Genomic DNA, 19,201 nt, shown 5'->3' on the forward strand with positions numbered 1-19,201 from the left:
GCGGAACATCGGCTGGCGCGCAAACGGCGGCAGCGGGCTCACTTCTATATAAGGCTTTACGCGGGTTGCCGCAGCCCTGTTACGCAAGCCTCCTTAGATTAAGCCTTGGCAACGCCGGCCTTGCCGAACCAAAGCCTGTCAGTCCCGCGAATAGCCGATCAGCGGCTTGCGGGGCCGGAACAGGATCATCAAGAGAATGCCGAACACGCCCAGCACCGCGAACACCGGCTGGTCCAGCAGGACCTTGATGACGCTGTTCCAGAGCCAGGGCGCGGCACTCTCAACCGAAGTGCGAAACGCCAGCTGGCTGGACTGGTGGATGTCGTTCCAGAACTGCCCGAACCGGGTGAAACGCAGAGTCTGGTCGGCGACATACCGTGCGCCGTCATAGACCATGAAGATGAATCCGCCGGCCAGGAGCAGCAGGCCAATTAGCCGGAAGAAACCGCGGATCATGCGTCACCTTATACCTGTCGGGCCCGGAGGGCCTTCAGCCCAATACCGGGCCCCCCTAATAAATTCAACCTCGTCAGCACCTTATGCGCCATTTCCGGCCGGATTTTCCGGTTTTGGGGGGGCCGGAAAGCGTTGACGGTGCAGAACCAGCCCTCTATAAGACCCCCAATGGCGGCGGGCGCAATCCCGCCGCCGCTGTTCTTTGAGCCGCGCCGCGGTGGGAGCATTTTGGCTCCCGAGCATGGCGACCTCAAGGACACCTTGAAACACACCAGCGCAATTTGAACGGCCGGCGCGCTCAAGCCCGACCACCCGAGCGATGACAGCCGAAGGATAGTTGAGAACATGGCCAATACCACTTCCGCCAAAAAGGCGACCCGCAAGATTGCCCGCCGCACCATCATCAACAAGTCGCGCCGCACCCAGATGCGTGGTGCGGTTCGCACCGTCGAAGAAGCCATCGAGAGCGGCGACCGCGATGCAGCGTTGAAGGCGATGGCGCGCGCGGAACCGGAACTGATGCAAGCCGCGCAGCGCAACATCATTCACAAGAACAACGCGAGCCGGAAGGTGTCACGCCTGACGCACCAGATCGCCAAGCTTGCGAAATGAACTGACGGAAAAAAATATTCGTCAAAAAAGCCCGGCCCTGGCCGGGCTTTTTCTTTTTTCCAATTCGATTGTCCCGTTGCTGCACAGTCGAGCGCGTGTCATATTTCTTCGGCCCCGTAGTTTTACGCGGTGCAGTTTGTTGCAACGGCAATGCTGTGCGCAGACGCGAGATGCACAGCACGTTTTGCTGCGCGAGATTCAAGTTTTGTTGCGCGGGGTTCAAAAAGATTCCCGCGGTTTACCCGCAACAGCCGCGCGAGAGTTACCCTAAAAAAGAATCGCGAAAAACTTCGTCTCGCTAACCACTTATCCACATAGCGACTTCAAGCGGTTTGAAAACCGGTCCGCGCAAGCGCGATTGTAACGGTTTCTTAAAATTTTTCTCGAGTGCGTCGAAAATTGTCACGATGCGCAAGCGCGCGCGATTCTGTTCACGAATCCAAAAACTTGCTTTCGAGTGTCACAATTGCAGCGCGGCCACACAGCCGAAGACTCGGTCACGCACGTCGATTCACGGATTGTCAGAATTTCCGCTTGGTGTACATCTATGGTCGTTCGCGACGCCCACGGCTCTCCAGACCAGCGCGGTTTGAGACCCAAGGGTGGACGTGCAAATCGGCGGCGGTGTGCGCGTTAGCGACGCTTTCCAAGCGATGCTAAGTTGGTAACTCATAGCAATATGAGAATGGTTGTTCTGTGTCTAAATTTCTCAGGCGTGGCGTGCAGGTTTCGCGTGTCGATGACTAGGGAGATAAGGCAGGTGTTGGCAACCGCATCGTTGGGAACGCGTAGCGCGTGAACGTGTTGAAGACGACAGACTGAGGTTACGCGGCGGCGCAGCGCCGGGCATTCGATGTTCGGTAGCGGCAGACTGACTTTGAAAAACACTTTCGACATGACAACTCGCCGCGCGCTTTCGCGGCGAGAGGGGGAGGCACTATGCTTTACGGAATCGCGGCATTAGACGGACGCATTTCACAACAGACCGTATTGGTTTCTCCAGCCTTCTTTTCCAACCATTCCTCGGTGCGAACTCCGGATGGACCGTCGAGTACGCGCTGACCTCACGGGAAACCTTCTTCTCCAACCGACAATCTGACCAGCGGCGGTTCGCGCCGAACGGTCGATCCATGTCCGGAGTTGAAGTCCCGTTTGAGGTCGCGCCTTGCAGCACCCCTGTTGGCAGGAACCCTGCAAGGCGATTTAGCAACGAACATTACTCTTTCAGAGAAGTTATCAGGCAATGACGAATATCGAACAGGATCGCTGGTCGCGGGTGAAGGGTCGGTTGCGGACGACGGTAGGCGAAGACGTCTATACGAGCTGGTTCGCGCGCATGGATCTGGAAGGCGTGCAGGACGAGAACGTCCATCTGTCGGTTCCGACCCGGTTCCTCAAGAGCTGGATCCAGGCGCATTACGCCGATCGCGTTCTCGCCTGCTGGCAGGCCGAGATGCCCGAAGTGCACCGGATCGACCTCACCGTGCGCACGGCGATGCGATGCGCCGCACCCGCGAAGGAAGCTCCCGCGCCGGCCGATCAGCGCCGCGTCGAGCATGCCAACGGCCGTCCCGCGCCCGAGCTGCGCGCCACCGCGACCGCGCCGGTGTCCGCGAGCCATGATGCGCTCGGCGGCTCGCCGCTCGATCCGCGCCTCACCTTTGCAAGTTTCGTGATCGGCCGCTCCAACACGCTGGCGCATGCGGCGGCACGTCAGGTCGCCGAAGGGCGGCGCGGCGATGCCGTGATGTTCAATCCTCTCTATATTCACGCCGGCGTCGGCCTCGGCAAAACCCATCTGCTGCAGGCCGTCACGTGGGCCGGCAATTCCGGCAACGAGCGCAAGGTGCTCTATCTTACCGCCGAGAAGTTCATGTACGGCTTCGTCGCGGCGCTGAAGACGCAGACGGCGCTGGCGTTCAAGGAAGCGCTGCGCGGCATCGACGTGCTCGTGATCGACGATCTGCAATTCCTGCAGGGCAAATCGACCCAGGCCGAGTTCTGCCATACGCTGAACGCGCTGATCGATGCCGGCCGCCAGGTCGTGATCGCGGCCGACCGTCCGCCGTCCGATCTCGAAAGCCTCGATGATCGCGTGCGTTCGCGGCTGGCCGGCGGCCTCGTCGTGGAAATGGGTTCGCTCGGCGAAGAGCTTCGGCTCGGCATCCTCAGATCGCGCGTCGCCGCGGCCCGTGCCCATCATGCGAGCTTCGACGTGCCGGAGCCGGTGCTGGACTATCTGGCGCGCACCATCACCCATAACGGCCGGGATCTCGAAGGCGCCATCAACCGGTTGCTCGCGCACTCCAAGCTCAACGCCCAGCCGGTGACGCTGGAAATGGCCGAGCGCGAAGTCCGCGACCTGATCCGTCCGCAGGAACCGAAGCGGATCAAGATCGAGGACATCCAGCGCGTGGTGGCCCGGCAATATAATGTCAGCCGTTCGGACCTGTTGTCCTCCCGGCGCACCGCCAATGTGGTTCGCCCGCGCCAGGTCGCGATGTACCTGGCCAAGACGCTGACGCTGCGGTCGCTGCCCGAGATCGGCCGCCGGTTCGGCGGACGCGACCACACCACGGTGCTGCACGCCGTGCGCAAGATCGAGGCACTGGTGTCCCGGGATACCGCGCTGTCGGAAGAGGTGGAATCGCTGAAGCGCCAATTGCAGGAATGAACGCAGCCGTTCCGGCCTAGTGCGCAATAGCGCACGGGGCGCCGGAACCCATACTCCGCGGCCGGGCGTTTGGGCACCCTGGCCGACGGCTTATGCAAGCCACACGCCTGTGGTTATGGGTCCCCCGATGCGCAATTGCGCATCTGAGCCTGCGCCGGGACGACGGTGAATTTGCCCGCAAACCGTGGGAAACGGCGTCGCTATCCCTTGCGCTTGGGCTCTATCCGCGCCACCTTGCGGTCCCCCCGAAGGTTTGATCAAGTCCCATCTTGATCCGGCTTTCGGGTTTCAATGGCCGCGGCGCGCCTTCAGGGCCGCCCGGCTTTTCCATCTTAGGGATCAGGCGGGTATTGCAATGAAGGTCACCGTCGAACGCGCGCAACTCCTGAAATCGCTGGGCCACGTCCATCGCGTGGTCGAGCGCCGCAACACCATCCCGATCCTCGGCAACGTGCTGATCCGTGCCGAAAACGCCAAGCTGTCGCTGAAGGCCACCGACCTCGACCTCGAGGTGACGGAAACCCTGGCGGCGGAAACCGGAACCGCCGGCTCGACCACCGTGCCGGCGCATATGTTCTACGACATCGTCCGCAAGCTGCCCGATGGCGCGCAGATCGTACTGGAGGCCGACGGCGACCGTTCGGTGCTGGCGATCCGTGCCGGCCGTTCGCGCTTCACGCTGCAGACCCTCCCCGAAAGCGATTTTCCCGATCTGGCCGCCGGCGACATGACGCATTCGTTCTCGCTGGCCGCCGCCGACGTCAAGCGCCTGATCGACCGCACCCAATTTGCGATCTCGACCGAAGAGACCCGCTATTACCTCAACGGCATCTACCTGCACTCGGCCGGCAGCGCCAAGGCTGCGACCCTGCGCGGGGTGGCGACCGACGGACACCGGCTGGCGCAGATCGATCTGGTTCTCCCGAAGGGCGCTGTCGGCATGCCCGGCGTGATCGTGCCGCGCAAGACCGTCGGCGAGGTGCAGCGGCTGATCGAGGACAATGAAGCCGAAGTCTCGATCGAATTGTCGCAGGGCAAGATCCGCTTCACCCTCGGCAATGTGGTGCTGACCTCGAAACTGATCGACGGCACCTTCCCGGATTACGGCCGCGTCATTCCGCAGAACAACGACAAGGAACTGATCGTCGACAAAAAGGATTTCGAGGCTGCGGTCGACCGCGTCTCGACCATTTCGAGCGAACGCGGCCGCGCGGTGAAACTGGCATTGTCGGCCGGCAAGCTGGTGCTATCGGTGACCAACCCGGATTCCGGCAGCGCCACCGAAGAACTCGAAGTCGAATACGCCTCCGACGCGCTCGATATCGGATTCAACTCACGCTATCTGCTTGACATCGCCGCCCAGATCGAAGGCGAGGTCGCGGTGCTGCGGCTGGCCGATCCCGGCTCCCCGACCCTGGTGCAGGACAAGGACAACAAAGGCGCGCTCTACGTGCTGATGCCGATGCGGGTGTGAGGAATTAGCTGTCATTGCCGGGCTTGACCCGGCAATCCATCACCTTCGAAAATGACCTATTGGGTATACATTCTCGCAAGTAAGCCCGGTGGAACGCTATATGTTGGCGTGACAAACAATCTGGTGCGGCGCGTCTACGAGCATCGAGAGGGTTTGGCAGACGGCTTCACCAAGAAGTACGGCATCAAGACATTGGTATATTTTGAGCCGCACGAAGCAATCGCCACGGCACTTCAACGCGAGAAGAACATCAAACATTGGTCGCGCGAGTGGAAAATCGACCTGATTATCGCGAGCAATCCCGACTGGCGAGATTTGTACGAAGAGATTGTCCGCTAGCGCGGACGATGGATTGCCGGGTCAAGCCCGGCAATGACAACCTGATATGACCCCTTCCCGCATCCACAAGCTGACGCTGACGCATTTTCGCAATTATCGGGCGGGGAGCGTGCAGACGCGCGGCGACGTCGTGGTGCTGGTGGGACCGAACGGCGCCGGCAAGACCAATTGTCTCGAGGCGATCTCGTTTCTGTCGCCGGGACGGGGCTTGCGGCGCGCGACGCTGGAAGATGTCGCGGACAATCAGGGCGACGGTTCCTGGGCCGTCTCCGCCGAAGTCGAGGGCGCGCTGGGGCTTGCGACGGTGGGCACCGGTATCGATGCGCCGGCAAATGAAAACAGTTCCACTGGCCGGCGCTGCCGGATCGATCGCGAGCCGGTGAGTTCGGCAACGGCGTTCGGCGATCATTTGCGCATGGTGTGGCTGACACCGGCGATGGACGGGCTGTTTCTTGGCGCCGCCTCGGAACGGCGGCGCTTCTTCGACCGGCTGGTGCTGGCGATCGACAGCGAGCATTCCAGCCGCGTGTCGGCGCTGGAGCGTTCGCTGCGCTCGCGCAACCGGCTGCTCGAAGTGCGCAATTACGATGACCATTGGTGCGACGCGATCGAGCGCGAAACCGCCGAGCTTGCGGTCGCGGTTGCCGCCACCCGCGGCCAGACCGTGACAAAACTCGCAGCGATGCTGCGCGAGCGCGGTGCGGCTTCCGCGTTTCCGTCGGCGCAGATCATGCTCGACGGCTGGATGGAGAATGCGCTGGTGAGCGAACCTGCGACGGCCGTGGAGGATCGTTACCGCGAGATCCTGCGCGCTAGCCGGCCACGCGACGCCGCGGCCGGCCGTACGCTGGACGGTCCGCATTTGACCGACCTGCAGGTGGTCTACGCGCCGAAGAACATGCCGGCGCGCGATGCCTCCACCGGCGAACAGAAGGCGCTGCTGATCGGGCTGGTGCTTGCCCATGCCACGCTGGTCGCCGAGATGACCGGCATCGTGCCGCTGTTGCTGCTCGACGAGGTCATCGCACATCTCGATCCGGGCCGGCGGAAAGCACTGTTCAATGAGCTGGCAAAACTCGGCGCGCAGGTCTGGATGACCGGCGCCGATCCGGCGGCATTCGCCGATATCGGCGCATCCGGCGAGGTTTTCGACGTCGATTCCGGCCAAGTCGCCCGTCGCCCCTGAGCAACAGGCGCCCGGTTGAACCTCAACGCCCACCCGCGCGACTAGACTCCAGTAATCGCGCCATCGATGCGCGGCCATCGCTGCTGCGCCAGGCATCGGCAATATCCGGAGATACCCATGTTTGGAACGACGCGCGGGACGCTGGTCCCGGCACGAAAACACCTGTTTGCTCTCACCCTCGCGGTGATCGCCAGCGTGCCGGTTGCCGCCAGCGCCGATTACACCGCTGACACCATGGTCGATGTCCGCACCCTGCCGCGGCCCGAAGGCGCCGTGGAAAAAACGGCCGAGACCAAAACCCATCACGGCAAAACCTATCGATTGACCTACGACATTCCGGCTTCCGTCGCGGCCACGGCCGCGGCGACGAAGAAATCGCTGGCCGCCGACGGCTGGGTGGAATATGTGCGCCCGCTCGAAAACACCTCCTCGTCGGCTTTCAAGAGAGGACGGCAAGGACTGAATATGAGCGTCTGGCTGGGCAAGCAATCCACCCTGTCCTATAATAGCTACATCCCAATTTATGCGAACGTGCCGTTCCCGCCAGGTGCCGTCGACATCCTCTACGACGAGCGGCGGCCCTATCTTGGCTGCATCGCCCCGACCGGGTTCGACGCAACGCTCGACTTCTTCCGCAAGGAGATGGAAGCGATCGGCTGGAGGCCGCTCGAAGCCGCGGAGGCGGCGGCGCGCTGGCCGAACGCGCAGCTCAGCGAGACGATCGAGCCCGGCGTGCGCGCCTATTACAGCCATGATGCCAAGAATGGCCCTCATCAGCAGCGGCCGGTGATGCTGACGCTGCAGCGCCGCGACGACGGACGGACCGGCGTGGAGATCCGGGTTGCGCCATTTGCGATGCCGGAAAAGCTCGAAGCCGCTGACGACGTGTCCGGCCTGCCGATACCGAAGACAACCCAGAGCCTGCGCGGTTCCGGTGATTCCAATTCGGTCGACCGCAGCCTGGACATCGGCGTCGTTGCCGAGCTTCCCGCAACGCTGGCGTTTTATCGCCGCGAGTTTGCGGCGCGGAGCTGGACGGAAGAGACGCGCGGCGCCGTCGTCACCCCGGACAACGTCACGCTGAATTTTTCCTCGGCCGAGCAAACCGCCACGCTGAAGCTCAGCCGCCGATATGACATGACGATGGTCAATGTCGCGACTCACATGAAGGAAGCCGCCCTCGCCGCGCGCGCCAAGGCCAAGAAGGAAGCCGACGCGAAGTTTCTCAGCGATGCGGCGGCCATGGCAAAGGAGATCATCGCAGCCGACGAAGTGCGGCGGGTGGCCCAGGCCGCCAAGCTGTCGGACGCGCCGCTGCGCGCCCTTGCCGACAATTCGAAACCCGTACCGCTGCCCGAGAACGCCGAAGAGGTGAAGTTCGAAGCCGCCGATGGCCGCCTCGATTTCTATTCCCCCTCGACCGTGAGAGCGGTCGCGGCGTTCTATAGCGGCGCGCTGAAGGCTCAGGGCTGGAAAGAGAAGCCCTCGCCCATCAACCATGCCGCCATGGCCGTGATGGAGTTCTCCAAAGGCGGCAAGGCGATGTCGCTCACGATCATGCAGATGGGCCCGAGGGCGAAGATCAGCGGCTACGGATCGGCGCTGGTGGTGGCCGATGCGAAGATGGCCGCCAAGCCCGGTGCAGCAGACGCCACTCAGGCGTCCAGCGGCGCCAAAGCGGCGGTGCAGGTTCTCGAAGCCGACCCCGAAACCGATGCCGACGCGCCGTTTCCGATGCCCAAGCAGCGTGGTTCGACTGTCTCCCGCGGAAGTGGAAAGCTGCCTGGCAGCAACGCTCCGCTCCGCCGGGAACTCGAAATCAGCGTCCCTGCGGATCTCGCTTCCGTGCTCGCCTTCTATCGCACCGAGCTTGGCAAACGCGGCTGGAAGGAATCCGCGGAGCGCGCCGTCGTGCAGGCAGACCGCGTGCAACTGGCATTTGCGTCGCCCGATGGGCCCGCACAGCTAAAACTCGGCCGCGCCAAGGACGAGACCACCGTCAGCCTCGCACAGAAATATACCGAGGTCGCCGCAAAGGCCGGCGTGATCCCGAAGCCGGGTCAGGCCAGGCTGGTGTTCGGCAACATGGGCGGCGGTGAAGCCGCGGTCACGATCAACAAGCAGACGATCAAGCTCGCTGCCGGTGCCGGCGGGCCGCAATCGGCGAAGCCTCCGATGCTCGACCTGCCGCCGGGCAAATACGCCTATTCCGTGAAGGTCGCGGGCCGTCCGGCACGAAACGATACGGTCGAAGTGACCGCTGACGACGCCTGGGGCCTGATCATTGCGCCGAGCGGAGATGCGTTGTCGCTGCAGATGTATTGAGGGGCCTGGCGCGGCTTGCTCGCGGGCGCTTGCGTCCCGGGCACGCGGGTGGTTGCACCGTTCTCCGGCAGCTCCGTTGCGGCCTGCCATTTTCTGCCGCAACGGCATCTGAAAAACAGGCACTTGAAGGCCCGGAATCATCCCTCGAATCGTCCTTTTCAGAGGCCGCCGAATCGCCCTTTGAGCGCCTTGAAAGAGCGCCAAAAAATACTATTTATTCAATAGCTTGAAGACGGAGACTTTGCGCTAGGCGCATGGCCTCTTTCATGGCACAAATAGATCAATCAGCGCCTCATATTGCGCAGCTGATTCGGGACACCTCGAAGGCCTTACATGACAGAACCTGCCCGGCAGACACCTGCCGACACTGAGCATCCCATTCCGATTGAATATGGCGCGGAATCGATCCGGGTGTTGAAGGGCCTCGACGCCGTGCGCAAGCGGCCGGGCATGTATATCGGCGACACCGATGACGGATCCGGCCTGCACCACATGGTGTACGAGGTCGTCGACAATGCGATCGACGAAGCGCTTGCCGGTCACGCCAGCGCGGTCGAAGTCGTGCTCAATGCCGACGGCTCGGTGACGGTGCGCGACGATGGCCGCGGCATTCCGGTCGACATCCACAAGGGCGAAGGCATTTCCGCGGCCGAAGTCATCATGACCCAGCTGCACGCCGGCGGAAAATTCGACCAGAACTCCTACAAGGTCTCCGGCGGCCTGCACGGCGTCGGCGTCTCCGTCGTCAACGCGCTGTCGAGCAAGCTGCAGCTTCGGGTCTGGCGCGACGGCAAGGAGCATTACATCGAGTTCGCCCACGGCGATTCCGTTGCCCCGCTCAAGGTGGTAGGTGAAGCCAATGGCAAGCGCGGCACCGAGGTGACGTTCTTTGCGTCGTCCGAAACCTTCACCAATGTCGAGTATGATTTCGCGACGCTGGAGCATCGCCTGCGCGAGCTCGCGTTCCTGAATTCCGGCGTCAATATCGTGCTGTCCGACATGCGCCATGCGGTCGAAAAGCGCGAGGTGATGCAATACGCCGGCGGCGTCGAGGAATTCGTCAAATATCTCGACCGCAACAAGAAGGCGATCGTGCCCGCCGCGATCATGGTGCGGGCGGAATTGAACGACATCGGCGTCGAGGCCGCGCTGTGGTGGAACGACAGCTACCACGAGAACGTGCTGTGCTTCACCAACAACATCCCGCAGCGTGACGGCGGCACCCATCTGGCCGGCTTCCGCGGCGCGCTGACGCGCCAGGTCAACGGCTATGCCGAGGCCAACGCGAAAAAGGAAAAGATCGCGCTGACCGGCGACGATTGCCGCGAAGGCCTCACCGCGGTGCTTTCGGTAAAAGTGCCGGATCCGAAATTCTCGTCGCAGACCAAGGACAAGCTGGTCTCCTCGGAAGTGCGCCCGGTGGTCGAGAACGTGCTCAACGAAGCGCTGGCGGCATGGTTCGAGGAACATCCGTCAGAAGCCAAGGTCATTGTCGGCAAGGTGATCCAGGCCGCCGCCGCGCGCGAAGCCGCCCGCAAGGCGCGCGAACTGACCCGGAAGAGTCCGCTTGGTAGCTCCTCGCTGCCCGGCAAGCTCTCGGATTGCCAGGAAAAAGATCCCGCCAAATCCGAACTGTTCATCGTCGAAGGTGACTCCGCAGGCGGCAGCGCCAAGATGGGCCGCAACCGCGAATTCCAGGCGGTCTTGCCGCTGCGCGGAAAGATCCTCAACGTCGAGCGCGTTCGCATGGACAAGATGTTGTCCAGCGAGCAGATCGGGATACTGATCGCAGCGCTCGGCACCGGCATCAGCGACGATTTCAGCGCGGACAAGCTGCGCTACCACAAGATCATCCTGATGACGGACGCCGACGTCGACGGCTCGCATATCCGCACGCTGCTGCTGACCTTCTTCTATCGGCAGATGCGCGAATTGATCGACCGCGGCCATCTCTTCATCGCCCAGCCGCCGCTCTACAAGGTGACGCGCGGCAAGTCCGAGCAGTACCTGAAGGACGAGCGCGCGCTGGAGGATTACCTGATCGCAGCCGGCCTCGACGATTGCGTGTTCAAGCCGGCCACGGGCTCGGAGCGTGGCGGCCGTGACCTGCTGTCACTGGTGGAGGACGCCCGCGTCATCCGCGGCATCCTGCATAATCTGCACAGCCGCTATAACCGCATGGTGGTCGAGCAGGCCGCGATCGCCGGCGTTTTGAGCCCGAAGATCACAAGCGATATCGGCAACGCCAATGCCGCCGCCGATTACATCGCCAAGCGGCTCGATGCCCTGGCCGACGAAGTCGAGCGCGGCTGGAGCGGGCGCTTCACGGAGGGTGAAGGCTTCCTGTTCGAACGCACCGTCCGCGGCGTCAAGGATGCCGCCATCATCGACGACGCGCTGCTCGGCTCCGCCGACGCCCGCAAGCTCGACGATTACGCGGCGAAGCTGCAGGAGGCCTATCCGAAGCCGGGCCTGTTGCGCCGCAAGGATGCCGAGATCGCGATTCACGGGCCGGTCAGCCTGTTCGAAGCGGTGACCGACGCCGGCCGCAAGGGCGTGGCGCTGCAGCGCTACAAAGGTCTCGGCGAGATGAATCCGGAGCAGCTCTGGGAAACCACGCTCGATACCAACGAGCGCTCGCTGCTGCAGGTGAAGATCAAGGAGGTCGACGAGGCCGACGACATCTTCACCAAGCTGATGGGCGACGTGGTCGAGCCGCGCCGCGAATTCATCCAGGATAACTCGCTCAGCGCCAATGTCGACGTGTGATGCACGGAGTTCCAGTGGCGCCCATCCAGTACATCGTTGAAGGCGGCCACCGGCTTGCGGGCACCATCGAGCCGTCGGGCAACAAGAACGCGGCGCTGCCGATCATCGCGGCGGCGCTGCTGACCGATCACCCGGTCACGCTCGAAAACGTTCCCCGGATTCGCGATACCGAGACGCTGGTCGAACTGATCCGCTCGGTCGGCGCCGCGGCCGAGTGGGAGCAGCGCAACACGCTGAAAATCCACGCCAAGGAAATTCGCGCCGCTGATCTCGATCCCGAACTCTGCGCGCGCATCCGCGCCTCGATCCTGCTGGCGGGGCCGCTGCTGGCCCGCTGCGGCGAGGTGGCGCTGCCGCCGCCCGGCGGCGACGTGATCGGCCGCCGCCGCCTCGATACGCATTTTCTGGCCTTCGAACAGCTTGGCGCCACCGTCACGGCGACGCACCGGCTGGAGTTCCGCGCCTCGCGACTGAAGGGCGCCGACGTTTTCCTCGACGAGCCCAGCGTCACCGCCACCGAAAACGCGCTGGTCGCCGCGGTCGCCGCCCACGGCACGACGTATCTGCGCAACGCCGCCTCCGAGCCGCATGTGCAGGACCTCGCCAACTTCCTCGTCGCGCTCGGCGCCAAGATCGAGGGCATCGGCACCAACACCATCGTCATCCACGGGCCGGCGACGCTGGGCGGGACCAGCTACGCGATCCAGCCCGACCATATCGAGGTCGGCTCGCTGATCGGGCTCGCCGCGGTGACGCGCTCGCCGCTGCGCATCGCGCGCGCCGGCGTCGAGCATCTGCGCTCGGTCCGGATGGGCTTTGAGCGGCTCGGCATCGTCTGCGGCGTCGAAGGCGACGATCTCGTGGTGCCGTCCGGCCAGACCATGAAGATCCAGGACGATTTCGGCGGCCATGTGCCGAAGCTCGAAGACCAGCCCTGGCCGGCCTTTCCCGCCGACCTGATGTCGATCGCCATCGTCACCGCCACGCAATGCGACGGCGTCATCCTGATGTTCGAGAAGATGTTCGAATCGCGGATGTTCTTCGTCGACAAGCTGATCTCGATGGGCGCCCGCATCGTGCTGTGCGACCCGCACCGGGCCATCGTGGCGGGCCCGAGCCGGCTGCGCGGGGCATTGATGACGTCGCCCGATATCCGCGCCGGCATGGCGATGCTGCTGGCGGCGGTGGCCGCGGGAGGCACTTCCACCATCAACAATGCCGACCAGATCGAACGCGGCTATGAGCGGATCGAGGAACGGCTCAATGCACTCGGCGCCAGGATTACGCGGGTGCCGGCTCGAGACGGCGGTTAGGTCGCAGCCACCGTCACTTTTTCGGCCCGTCGCCGTGTTAGTCCTGATCCATGACCTCGCTCGACAAAATCGACGCAACCTCGCTCGCGCCTGTCCCGGCGGCGCGGACGCGCGGCCATCTGGCTGAGGAGTTCGCCGAAACGCTGAAGCTCGCGGTGCCGCTGGCGCTGACCCAGCTCGGGCAGATCGCGATGATGACGACCGATCTGGCGTTCATCGGCCGGCTCGGCGGCGAAGCGGTTGCCGCCGCAGCCCTCGCGCATACGGTCTTCTTCGTGATCTTCACGTTCGGCCTTGGCCTGGTGTCTGCCGTGGCGCCGCTGGCGGCGCAAGCTTTCGGCGCGTGCGACCCGCGCATGGTGCGCCGCGCGCTGCGCGTCGGCCTGTGGGCGGCGGTGTTGATCTCGGCGCCGCTGATGATACTGCCGTTCCGCGGCGAGGCGATCCTGATCGCGCTCGGCCAGGCGCCGGCTGCCGCAAAGCTTGCGCAACAATATCTGTTCGGCCTCGCCTGGGGTATCCTGCCGGCGCTGTGGTTTATCGCGATACGCGGCTTCATGAGCGCCGTGAACCGGCCCGAGCCGGTGCTGTGGATCACGCTGGCCGCGATCCCGGCCAATGCGCTGCTGGTCTATCCGCTGCTCTACGGCAAATGGGGCCTGCCTGAGCTTGGGCTGTTCGGCGCGGGCCTTGCGACCAGCATCGTCAATCTCGGAACGTTCCTCGCCGGGCTGTGGTTCACCGCGCGCCGCCGGCCGTTCCGCAAATATCACGTGCTCGGCCGCATCTGGCGGATCGACTGGCCGTTGATGGGCAAGCTCGTCGTCATCGGCGCGCCGATCTCGATGGCGTTTATGCTCGAATACGGATTGTTCGGCGCGGCCGGCCTGCTGATGGGCCTGATCTCAACCACCGCGCTCGCCGCGCACCAGATCGCCCTGCAGATCGCGGCCATCCTCTACATGGTGCCGTTCGGGATCAGCATGGCGGCCACCGTCAGGGTCGGACATGCGGTCGGGCGCCGCGACCGCGACGCCGTCAGGCGCGCTGGCTATGTCGCGATCCTGCTCGGGACGGTGTTCATGGCGACGATGACGCTTGCCGTGATCCTGGGACGGTTCACGATCGCCGAACTGTTCCTCGGCGAAGCCGTCGACGCCACGGCGACGCTGACGGCAACGCTGCTGCTGGTCGGAACCACCTTTTTCATCACCGACGGGATTCAGACCGTCGCCAACGGCGCGCTGCGCGGCATGAACGACACGCGCATCCCCCTGTTGTTCGCGACCTTCAGCTACTGGCTGGTCGGCTTTACCTGCGCCTGGGCGCTCGGATTTCGGACATCGCTTGGCGCCGGTGGCGTCTGGGTCGGGTTGTCTGTCGGCACCGTCGTGTTTGCTATTCTGCTGATCTTGCGCTTCCGCCTGCTGTCGAACAGACTGGCGTTGCAATGACCGTTCGTGAAGTCACACCCGCCATCGACCCGAACACACTGCCCGGCGCGCAGTTTGCCGACGCTTTCCGTATCGAAATCGGCGATCGCGCCCTCAATGCGCGGCAGGCAGCCGAGTGCATGATGGCGCGGCAGCCGCGATGGGCCGAAGCGCTGCTGACCCTGCGCAACATTTTGGTGACGCCGTTTGGCCTCAAGACGTCAGGCGCCGGTTCTAAACCCAGAGAGATGGTCGGGATATTCCCGATCGTCAGCGAGCAGCCAGACCGGCTGGTCGCCGGCTTCAATGACAAGCATCTGGATTTTCGCATCGTCGTCGACGTCGCGACATCAGGCGCCGCCCGGGAGGTCACGGCAACCACGCTGGTGCTGACGCACAACTGGCTGGGGCGGACCTATCTGGCCGTCATCATGCCGTTTCACCGGCTGATCGTCCGCACCCTGCTGCGCCAGGTTGCGGCCTGAATCGGGCACATAAGCGGGCCTCACGGGCCTGTTGCCCGGCGTGAACCTGTTGTTCCGAACCTGCGACTGAAACCGGGAGACCGTGGCTGACGGCCGTGGTCGCACGACCTTTTTTTGCGTCGGCGGCAGCTTCTGCCTGCAGCCTTGCGCCCCCGCGTTCGGAGACCCTCATGCGTCTGGTAAAGTTCTTCCACCGCCCACCGGGCGATGATGATCGCGGTCTGCTGTTCATGCCCGGCGACGAGCCGACAGTCATCGGCAAGTATATGAACGAGGCGCCGGGTGCGCGGAAAAAAGACGAGTTCCTGCGCAAGGCATATTCCAAACCCAAGACCGCCGTCGCCACGTTCCGCCGGCAAGCCGCCGAACTCACCGCAGCCGGCTATGTCGAAACCACGCACACGGATTACATGCTGCGCAATCTGCTGCCGGATCCAGAGCCCAAGCCCGACTGGCAAAAAGGCCTCGACGATCTGATGCTGGCAGCGCTGGGCGAACCGCTTGACGTGCAGGCCAAATATCTTGCCGCGCTTCGGGATACGCCCGCGGCAAGCCAGCCGCTCTATCTCTGGCTCGCCGCCCATCACGGCTACGCCGACGAAGAGGATAACAACCAGATCATTGCGCTTGCCGAACGCGGCCGCGACACCATCACCGCCCACCGCGTCGCCAGGACGCCGCACTATTTCTGGTCGATGGAGGATCGCGACCTCGAGGCCCGGATATTGGAGGTTCTGAGCTGGGCGCATCTGCGCGCCGATAACCCAAAGGCCGCGCTGGAGGCGATCGAAGAGGCCTGTCGGGTCGACCCAAGCCAGGACCGCGGCGTGCAGCGCGCGACAATTCTGGTCGAGCACTTTCCGGAGCGGCAGGAAGAGGCTTTCGATGACGCCTACAAATATCACGAGTTTGGCGGCTACGAAGACATCATCGCGCTGCCGGCCTATGCCGACTATGTCAAACAGAGAAAACGCAAATCGAAATCCGACAAGGGCTGGCGTTGGCACACGAAGAAGCCGGCAAGCCAAAGCGACGTGCTGCAGGCCGAGAAAGAGCTCGGCGCCAACCTGCCGAAGGATTATCGGGAGTTCCTCACGACATACGGCTCGACCGAATTGCAGGTCCGGCTGCCGGAAGAATCGGCCGAACTGTGCTTCTACCGGCCGACGGAACTGGCTGCCCAGCGCACCAATCTGTTCAACTACATCACGCGCTTCGAGAAGGATCCGGAAAAGGTCGACGCTTACTTCCGCGAGCAGTACGGCGTGGCCGCGCGCGATCTGCTGCCGGTCGCCGCACCCTCGCAGCACAGCCGCTGCCTGGTGATCAACCTTGGGCAGGGCGAACGCTTTGGCTGGTGTTTCGAGTGGGACCATGACGGCAGTTGGGAACTCACACAGGCCGCGCCCAGCTTCGACGTCGCGCTGAAGGCGCTGACCTCCGGCATCGAGAAGCGCGATGCCGCCATGCTCGGTTTTCTCGGCATATATCTCGACTGACCACCAGCGGCGCTACGCCCGCGTTCGGAGATCCCCATGTATCTGGCAAAATTCTTTCACCGCCCACCGGGGGACGATGACAGGGAATTGCTGTTAATTCCCGGCGGCGATCCGATCATTCTGGGCATCCTGATGCGTGAGGACCTCGAACCCGGAGAAGACCAGTATTTGCGCGAGCAGTTTTCCGACATGGGCACCGCCGTCGCGGCGTTCCGCCGGCTTGCCGCCGAACTCGTCGCATCCGGCTACATGGAAACCACGCACACGGATTACGTGCTACGCAATCTGCTGCCGGACCCAGAGCCCAAGCCCGACTGGCAAAAAGGCCTCGACGAGTTGATGCTGGCGGCGCTGGGCGAACCGCTTGACGAGCAGGCAAAACATCTTGCCGCGCTTCGGGACACGCCGGCGGCAAATGAACCGCTTTATCTCCTGCTCGCCGCCAACCACGGTTATTTCGACGGTCAGGACGATGACCGGATCATCAAGCTTGCCGAACGCGGGCGCGACACCATCGCGGCCCGCCGTGCGGCCAAGACGCCGTATTACGCCTGGTCAATCAGGGTAACCGAGCTCGAGGCCCGCACGCTTGAGGTCCTGAGCTGGGCGCATCTGAGCGCCGACGATCCGAAAGCCGCGCTCGAGGCAATCGAAGAGGCCTGCAGGGTCGACGCAAGCCAGGATCGCGGCGCGCAGCGCGCGATGATTCTGGTCAGGCACTTTCCGGAACGGCAGGAAGAAGCCTTCGATTACGCCTACAAATAATCTCTCATTTGGCGGCTACGAAGAGATCATCGAGCTGCCGGCCTATGCCGACTATGTCGCGCGGCGGAAAGGCATATCGAAATCCGACAAGGGTTGGCGCTGGTACACCAAGAAGGCGGTGAGTGAAAGCGACCTGCTTCAGGCCGAGGAGGAACTCGGCGCCAGGCTGCCGAAGGATTATCGCGAATTCCTCGCGCAGCATGGCGAGGGCGAATTGCAGGTCCGGCTGGCGGACGATTCGGCCGAATTGTGCTTCTACCGCCCGACGGACCTGGCGACCCAGCGCAGCAACCTGTTCAACTTCATCGCGCTCACCGAGGACGATCCGGAGAATATCGACGCCTACTTCCGCGAGCAATATGGCGTGGCGGCGCGCGATCTGCTGCCGGTCGCCGAACCCGCCCATCACAGCCGCTGCCTGGTGATCAATCTCGGGCAGGGCGAGCGCTTCGGCTGGTGCTTCCTGTGGGACCATGACGGCGCCTTCGAACTGGAGCAGGCCGCGCCCAGCTTCGACGCCGCATTGAAAGCCCTCACCGACGGCATCGCGAAACGCGATGCCACCACACTCAGCTTTCTGGGCGTTTATCTGGACTAGATTCTTATTCTAACGCGTTTTCTTAACGCGAACCGGAGTCCACCCCGGATCGGGTCCGGGGCAGGCTTTCGCTGGAAAACGCTTTAGCCGGCGGCTTTGTAGACCACTCCGCGACGCAGCGATCGAGATCGCCGATGTTTTGGCGCATCTGTTCCAGCGAGAATCCGAGCGCGAAGAAGCGCTCGGCGACGTCGCCCGGCAGGCCACGGATCAGACCATCGCGGCGGACCGAGGCGACTTCCTCCGCGTAGCCCTGCAGCGCAAATTGCACCGGGTCGATCACCGGCGGATTGGCGCCGCTGCGCAATGCGGCCGCCGACGCGCGCAGATGGGCGTCAATCGCCTCACGCACGCCGGACAAGGGCGTATCCAGCCGCGCCTGCACGTTCGCAGGCAATGCGACCAGACACTCCCGTCCGACCATCACGACGTCATGACGCAGCCGCAGGATGGTCCGCAGCAGCGGACCGGTGTCCGGCCCTGATGACAGACGCGCCGCGCGCTCGCGCTCGGCTTCCTGCCCCATCGCATGCAATGCGGTCACAGCAGCACCGATGCCCTCCTGGATCCGGTGCGGGGCTTCATTGTCGAGGCCATGCGTCAGGCCAACGAGCAATTCAGAGAATGCGCCCGCGATCAGTTCGATCACGCGCGCCGCACTGGCGCGGATCTGGCGATGCGCCCGCGACGGCAGCACGAGAAAGGAAGCCGCAAGCCCGGTGGACGCGCCGACGGTGACCTCGATCAGGCGATCGATGACGGAATCGAGCGGACTGGTGTGGTGCATCTCCGGGATCAACAAGACGATGACACCTGTCACCGTGGCCGCGGTCAAACTGGGGTTGAGCGATCCGAGATAGGCCAGCGGCGCTACCGTGAGCACCAGCAACGCCAGCAGCGCCGCTTCGCTCGAATGCGGAATCAGCACCGCAAGCGCTCCGCCGTAGATCGCGCCGCCGATCGTCCCCAGCATGTAGTCGGTGGTCGCCTTCAGCGACCGCCCGACGCTCATCTGGGTGACGATGAGGGAGGTCAGAACAGCCCATAGCGGCAGCGTCAGATGCAAGGCGTTCGCGATGGTGTAGGCCACAACCGCCGCCACCGTCACCCGTATAGCCAGCGCCAGTTGCGTCCGCCGCGACCGCAAACGATCGGCCACGCGCTTCAGAAAGCCGACCATGCGCCCCATTCCGCAACTTGCAGGCGATCCCGCCGGTAAATGAGCTTTAGCATAGCTGGTGCCCGCGACCCGGAGACGGCTTGAAAGGTGGAT

General features: G+C 63.5%; 15 protein-coding genes. 13 read left to right on the forward strand and 2 right to left on the reverse strand.

The window, feature by feature from the left end:
• Positions 1-138 precede the first annotated feature (138 nt).
• Positions 139-456 (reverse strand): hypothetical protein, encoded by a 318-nt coding sequence (locus JQ574_RS31960; RefSeq protein ID WP_212209919.1) that lies wholly within the window; start codon positions 454-456, stop codon positions 139-141.
• Between the two features lie 345 nt (positions 457-801).
• Between JQ574_RS31960 and rpsT the strand changes: the two genes are divergently transcribed.
• The 13 genes from rpsT (at position 802) to JQ574_RS35370 (ending at position 17,928) form a co-directional block, all read left to right on the forward strand.
• The gene (rpsT, locus tag JQ574_RS31965) at positions 802-1,068 is read left to right on the forward strand and encodes a 30S ribosomal protein S20 (RefSeq protein WP_212209920.1); all 267 of its coding nucleotides are present in this window, start codon (positions 802-804) and stop codon (positions 1,066-1,068) included.
• 1,243 nt (positions 1,069-2,311) lie between these two features.
• Positions 2,312-3,742 carry a chromosomal replication initiator protein DnaA gene (gene dnaA / locus JQ574_RS31970; protein ID WP_212209922.1) on the forward strand — a complete coding sequence of 477 codons (1,431 nt, stop codon included), beginning with the start codon at positions 2,312-2,314 and terminating at the stop codon, positions 3,740-3,742.
• Positions 3,743-4,097: 355 nt separating this feature from the next.
• On the forward strand, positions 4,098-5,216 hold the full coding sequence (gene dnaN, locus JQ574_RS31975) for a DNA polymerase III subunit beta (RefSeq protein ID WP_192736315.1): 1,119 nt from the start codon (positions 4,098-4,100) through the stop codon (positions 5,214-5,216).
• Between the two features lie 51 nt (positions 5,217-5,267).
• On the forward strand, positions 5,268-5,555 hold the full coding sequence (locus JQ574_RS31980; RefSeq protein WP_212209923.1) for a GIY-YIG nuclease family protein: 288 nt from the start codon (positions 5,268-5,270) through the stop codon (positions 5,553-5,555).
• Positions 5,556-5,601: 46 nt separating this feature from the next.
• Positions 5,602-6,741: a DNA replication/repair protein RecF gene (gene recF, locus JQ574_RS31985; RefSeq protein ID WP_212209924.1), complete on the forward strand. Its 1,140-nt coding sequence runs from the start codon at positions 5,602-5,604 to the stop codon at positions 6,739-6,741.
• Between the two features lie 117 nt (positions 6,742-6,858).
• Positions 6,859-9,066 (forward strand): hypothetical protein, encoded by a 2,208-nt coding sequence (locus JQ574_RS31990; RefSeq protein WP_212209925.1) that lies wholly within the window; start codon positions 6,859-6,861, stop codon positions 9,064-9,066.
• A 333-nt stretch (positions 9,067-9,399) separates the two neighbouring features.
• The gene (gene gyrB / locus JQ574_RS31995) at positions 9,400-11,835 is read left to right on the forward strand and encodes a DNA topoisomerase (ATP-hydrolyzing) subunit B (protein ID WP_212209927.1); all 2,436 of its coding nucleotides are present in this window, start codon (positions 9,400-9,402) and stop codon (positions 11,833-11,835) included.
• 14 nt (positions 11,836-11,849) lie between these two features.
• Entirely contained in the window at positions 11,850-13,148 is a 1,299-nt protein-coding gene (murA, locus tag JQ574_RS32000) for a UDP-N-acetylglucosamine 1-carboxyvinyltransferase (RefSeq protein WP_212384166.1), read from the forward strand.
• Between the two features lie 50 nt (positions 13,149-13,198).
• Entirely contained in the window at positions 13,199-14,602 is a 1,404-nt protein-coding gene (locus JQ574_RS32005; protein WP_212209935.1) for an MATE family efflux transporter, read from the forward strand.
• Positions 14,599-15,066 carry a DUF2867 domain-containing protein gene (locus JQ574_RS32010; protein WP_212209937.1) on the forward strand — a complete coding sequence of 156 codons (468 nt, stop codon included), beginning with the start codon at positions 14,599-14,601 and terminating at the stop codon, positions 15,064-15,066. Before JQ574_RS32005 ends, JQ574_RS32010 begins: the two co-directional genes overlap by 4 nt.
• Before the next feature lie 170 nt (positions 15,067-15,236).
• On the forward strand, positions 15,237-16,565 hold the full coding sequence (locus tag JQ574_RS32015) for an SMI1/KNR4 family protein (protein WP_212209938.1): 1,329 nt from the start codon (positions 15,237-15,239) through the stop codon (positions 16,563-16,565).
• Between the two features lie 36 nt (positions 16,566-16,601).
• The gene (locus JQ574_RS35365; protein ID WP_249119734.1) at positions 16,602-17,330 is read left to right on the forward strand and encodes a hypothetical protein; all 729 of its coding nucleotides are present in this window, start codon (positions 16,602-16,604) and stop codon (positions 17,328-17,330) included.
• Positions 17,331-17,448: 118 nt separating this feature from the next.
• Positions 17,449-17,928, forward strand: coding sequence for an SMI1/KNR4 family protein (locus JQ574_RS35370; protein ID WP_312014720.1), 480 nt, complete (start codon positions 17,449-17,451; stop codon positions 17,926-17,928).
• Positions 17,929-17,950: 22 nt separating this feature from the next.
• On the opposite strand, the gene JQ574_RS32025 is transcribed toward JQ574_RS35370, so the two are convergent.
• On the reverse strand, positions 17,951-19,108 hold the full coding sequence (locus JQ574_RS32025; RefSeq protein WP_212384167.1) for an FUSC family protein: 1,158 nt from the start codon (positions 19,106-19,108) through the stop codon (positions 17,951-17,953).
• Positions 19,109-19,201 lie beyond the last annotated feature (93 nt).

The sequence above is a fragment of the Bradyrhizobium sp. AUGA SZCCT0158 genome (assembly GCF_018130065.1).
Classification (GTDB): domain Bacteria; phylum Pseudomonadota; class Alphaproteobacteria; order Rhizobiales; family Xanthobacteraceae; genus Bradyrhizobium.

What these genes read in the sequence shown, in the direction of transcription:
- JQ574_RS32010 (WP_212209937.1), top strand. Translation starts at nt 14,599, where the DNA reads ATGACCGTTCGTGAAGTCACACCCGCCATCGACCCGAACACACTGCCC.
- JQ574_RS31990 (WP_212209925.1), top strand. Translation starts at nt 6,859, where the DNA reads ATGTTTGGAACGACGCGCGGGACGCTGGTCCCGGCACGAAAACACCTG.
- rpsT (WP_212209920.1), top strand. Translation starts at nt 802, where the DNA reads ATGGCCAATACCACTTCCGCCAAAAAGGCGACCCGCAAGATTGCCCGC.
- JQ574_RS31980 (WP_212209923.1), top strand. Translation starts at nt 5,268, where the DNA reads ATGACCTATTGGGTATACATTCTCGCAAGTAAGCCCGGTGGAACGCTA.
- recF (WP_212209924.1), top strand. Translation starts at nt 5,602, where the DNA reads ATGACCCCTTCCCGCATCCACAAGCTGACGCTGACGCATTTTCGCAAT.
- JQ574_RS32015 (WP_212209938.1), top strand. Translation starts at nt 15,237, where the DNA reads ATGCGTCTGGTAAAGTTCTTCCACCGCCCACCGGGCGATGATGATCGC.
- JQ574_RS35365 (WP_249119734.1), top strand. Translation starts at nt 16,602, where the DNA reads ATGTATCTGGCAAAATTCTTTCACCGCCCACCGGGGGACGATGACAGG.
- JQ574_RS32025 (WP_212384167.1), bottom strand. Translation starts at nt 19,108, where the DNA reads ATGGTCGGCTTTCTGAAGCGCGTGGCCGATCGTTTGCGGTCGCGGCGG.
- JQ574_RS32005 (WP_212209935.1), top strand. Translation starts at nt 13,199, where the DNA reads ATGACCTCGCTCGACAAAATCGACGCAACCTCGCTCGCGCCTGTCCCG.
- gyrB (WP_212209927.1), top strand. Translation starts at nt 9,400, where the DNA reads ATGACAGAACCTGCCCGGCAGACACCTGCCGACACTGAGCATCCCATT.
- dnaN (WP_192736315.1), top strand. Translation starts at nt 4,098, where the DNA reads ATGAAGGTCACCGTCGAACGCGCGCAACTCCTGAAATCGCTGGGCCAC.
- dnaA (WP_212209922.1), top strand. Translation starts at nt 2,312, where the DNA reads ATGACGAATATCGAACAGGATCGCTGGTCGCGGGTGAAGGGTCGGTTG.
- JQ574_RS31960 (WP_212209919.1), bottom strand. Translation starts at nt 456, where the DNA reads ATGATCCGCGGTTTCTTCCGGCTAATTGGCCTGCTGCTCCTGGCCGGC.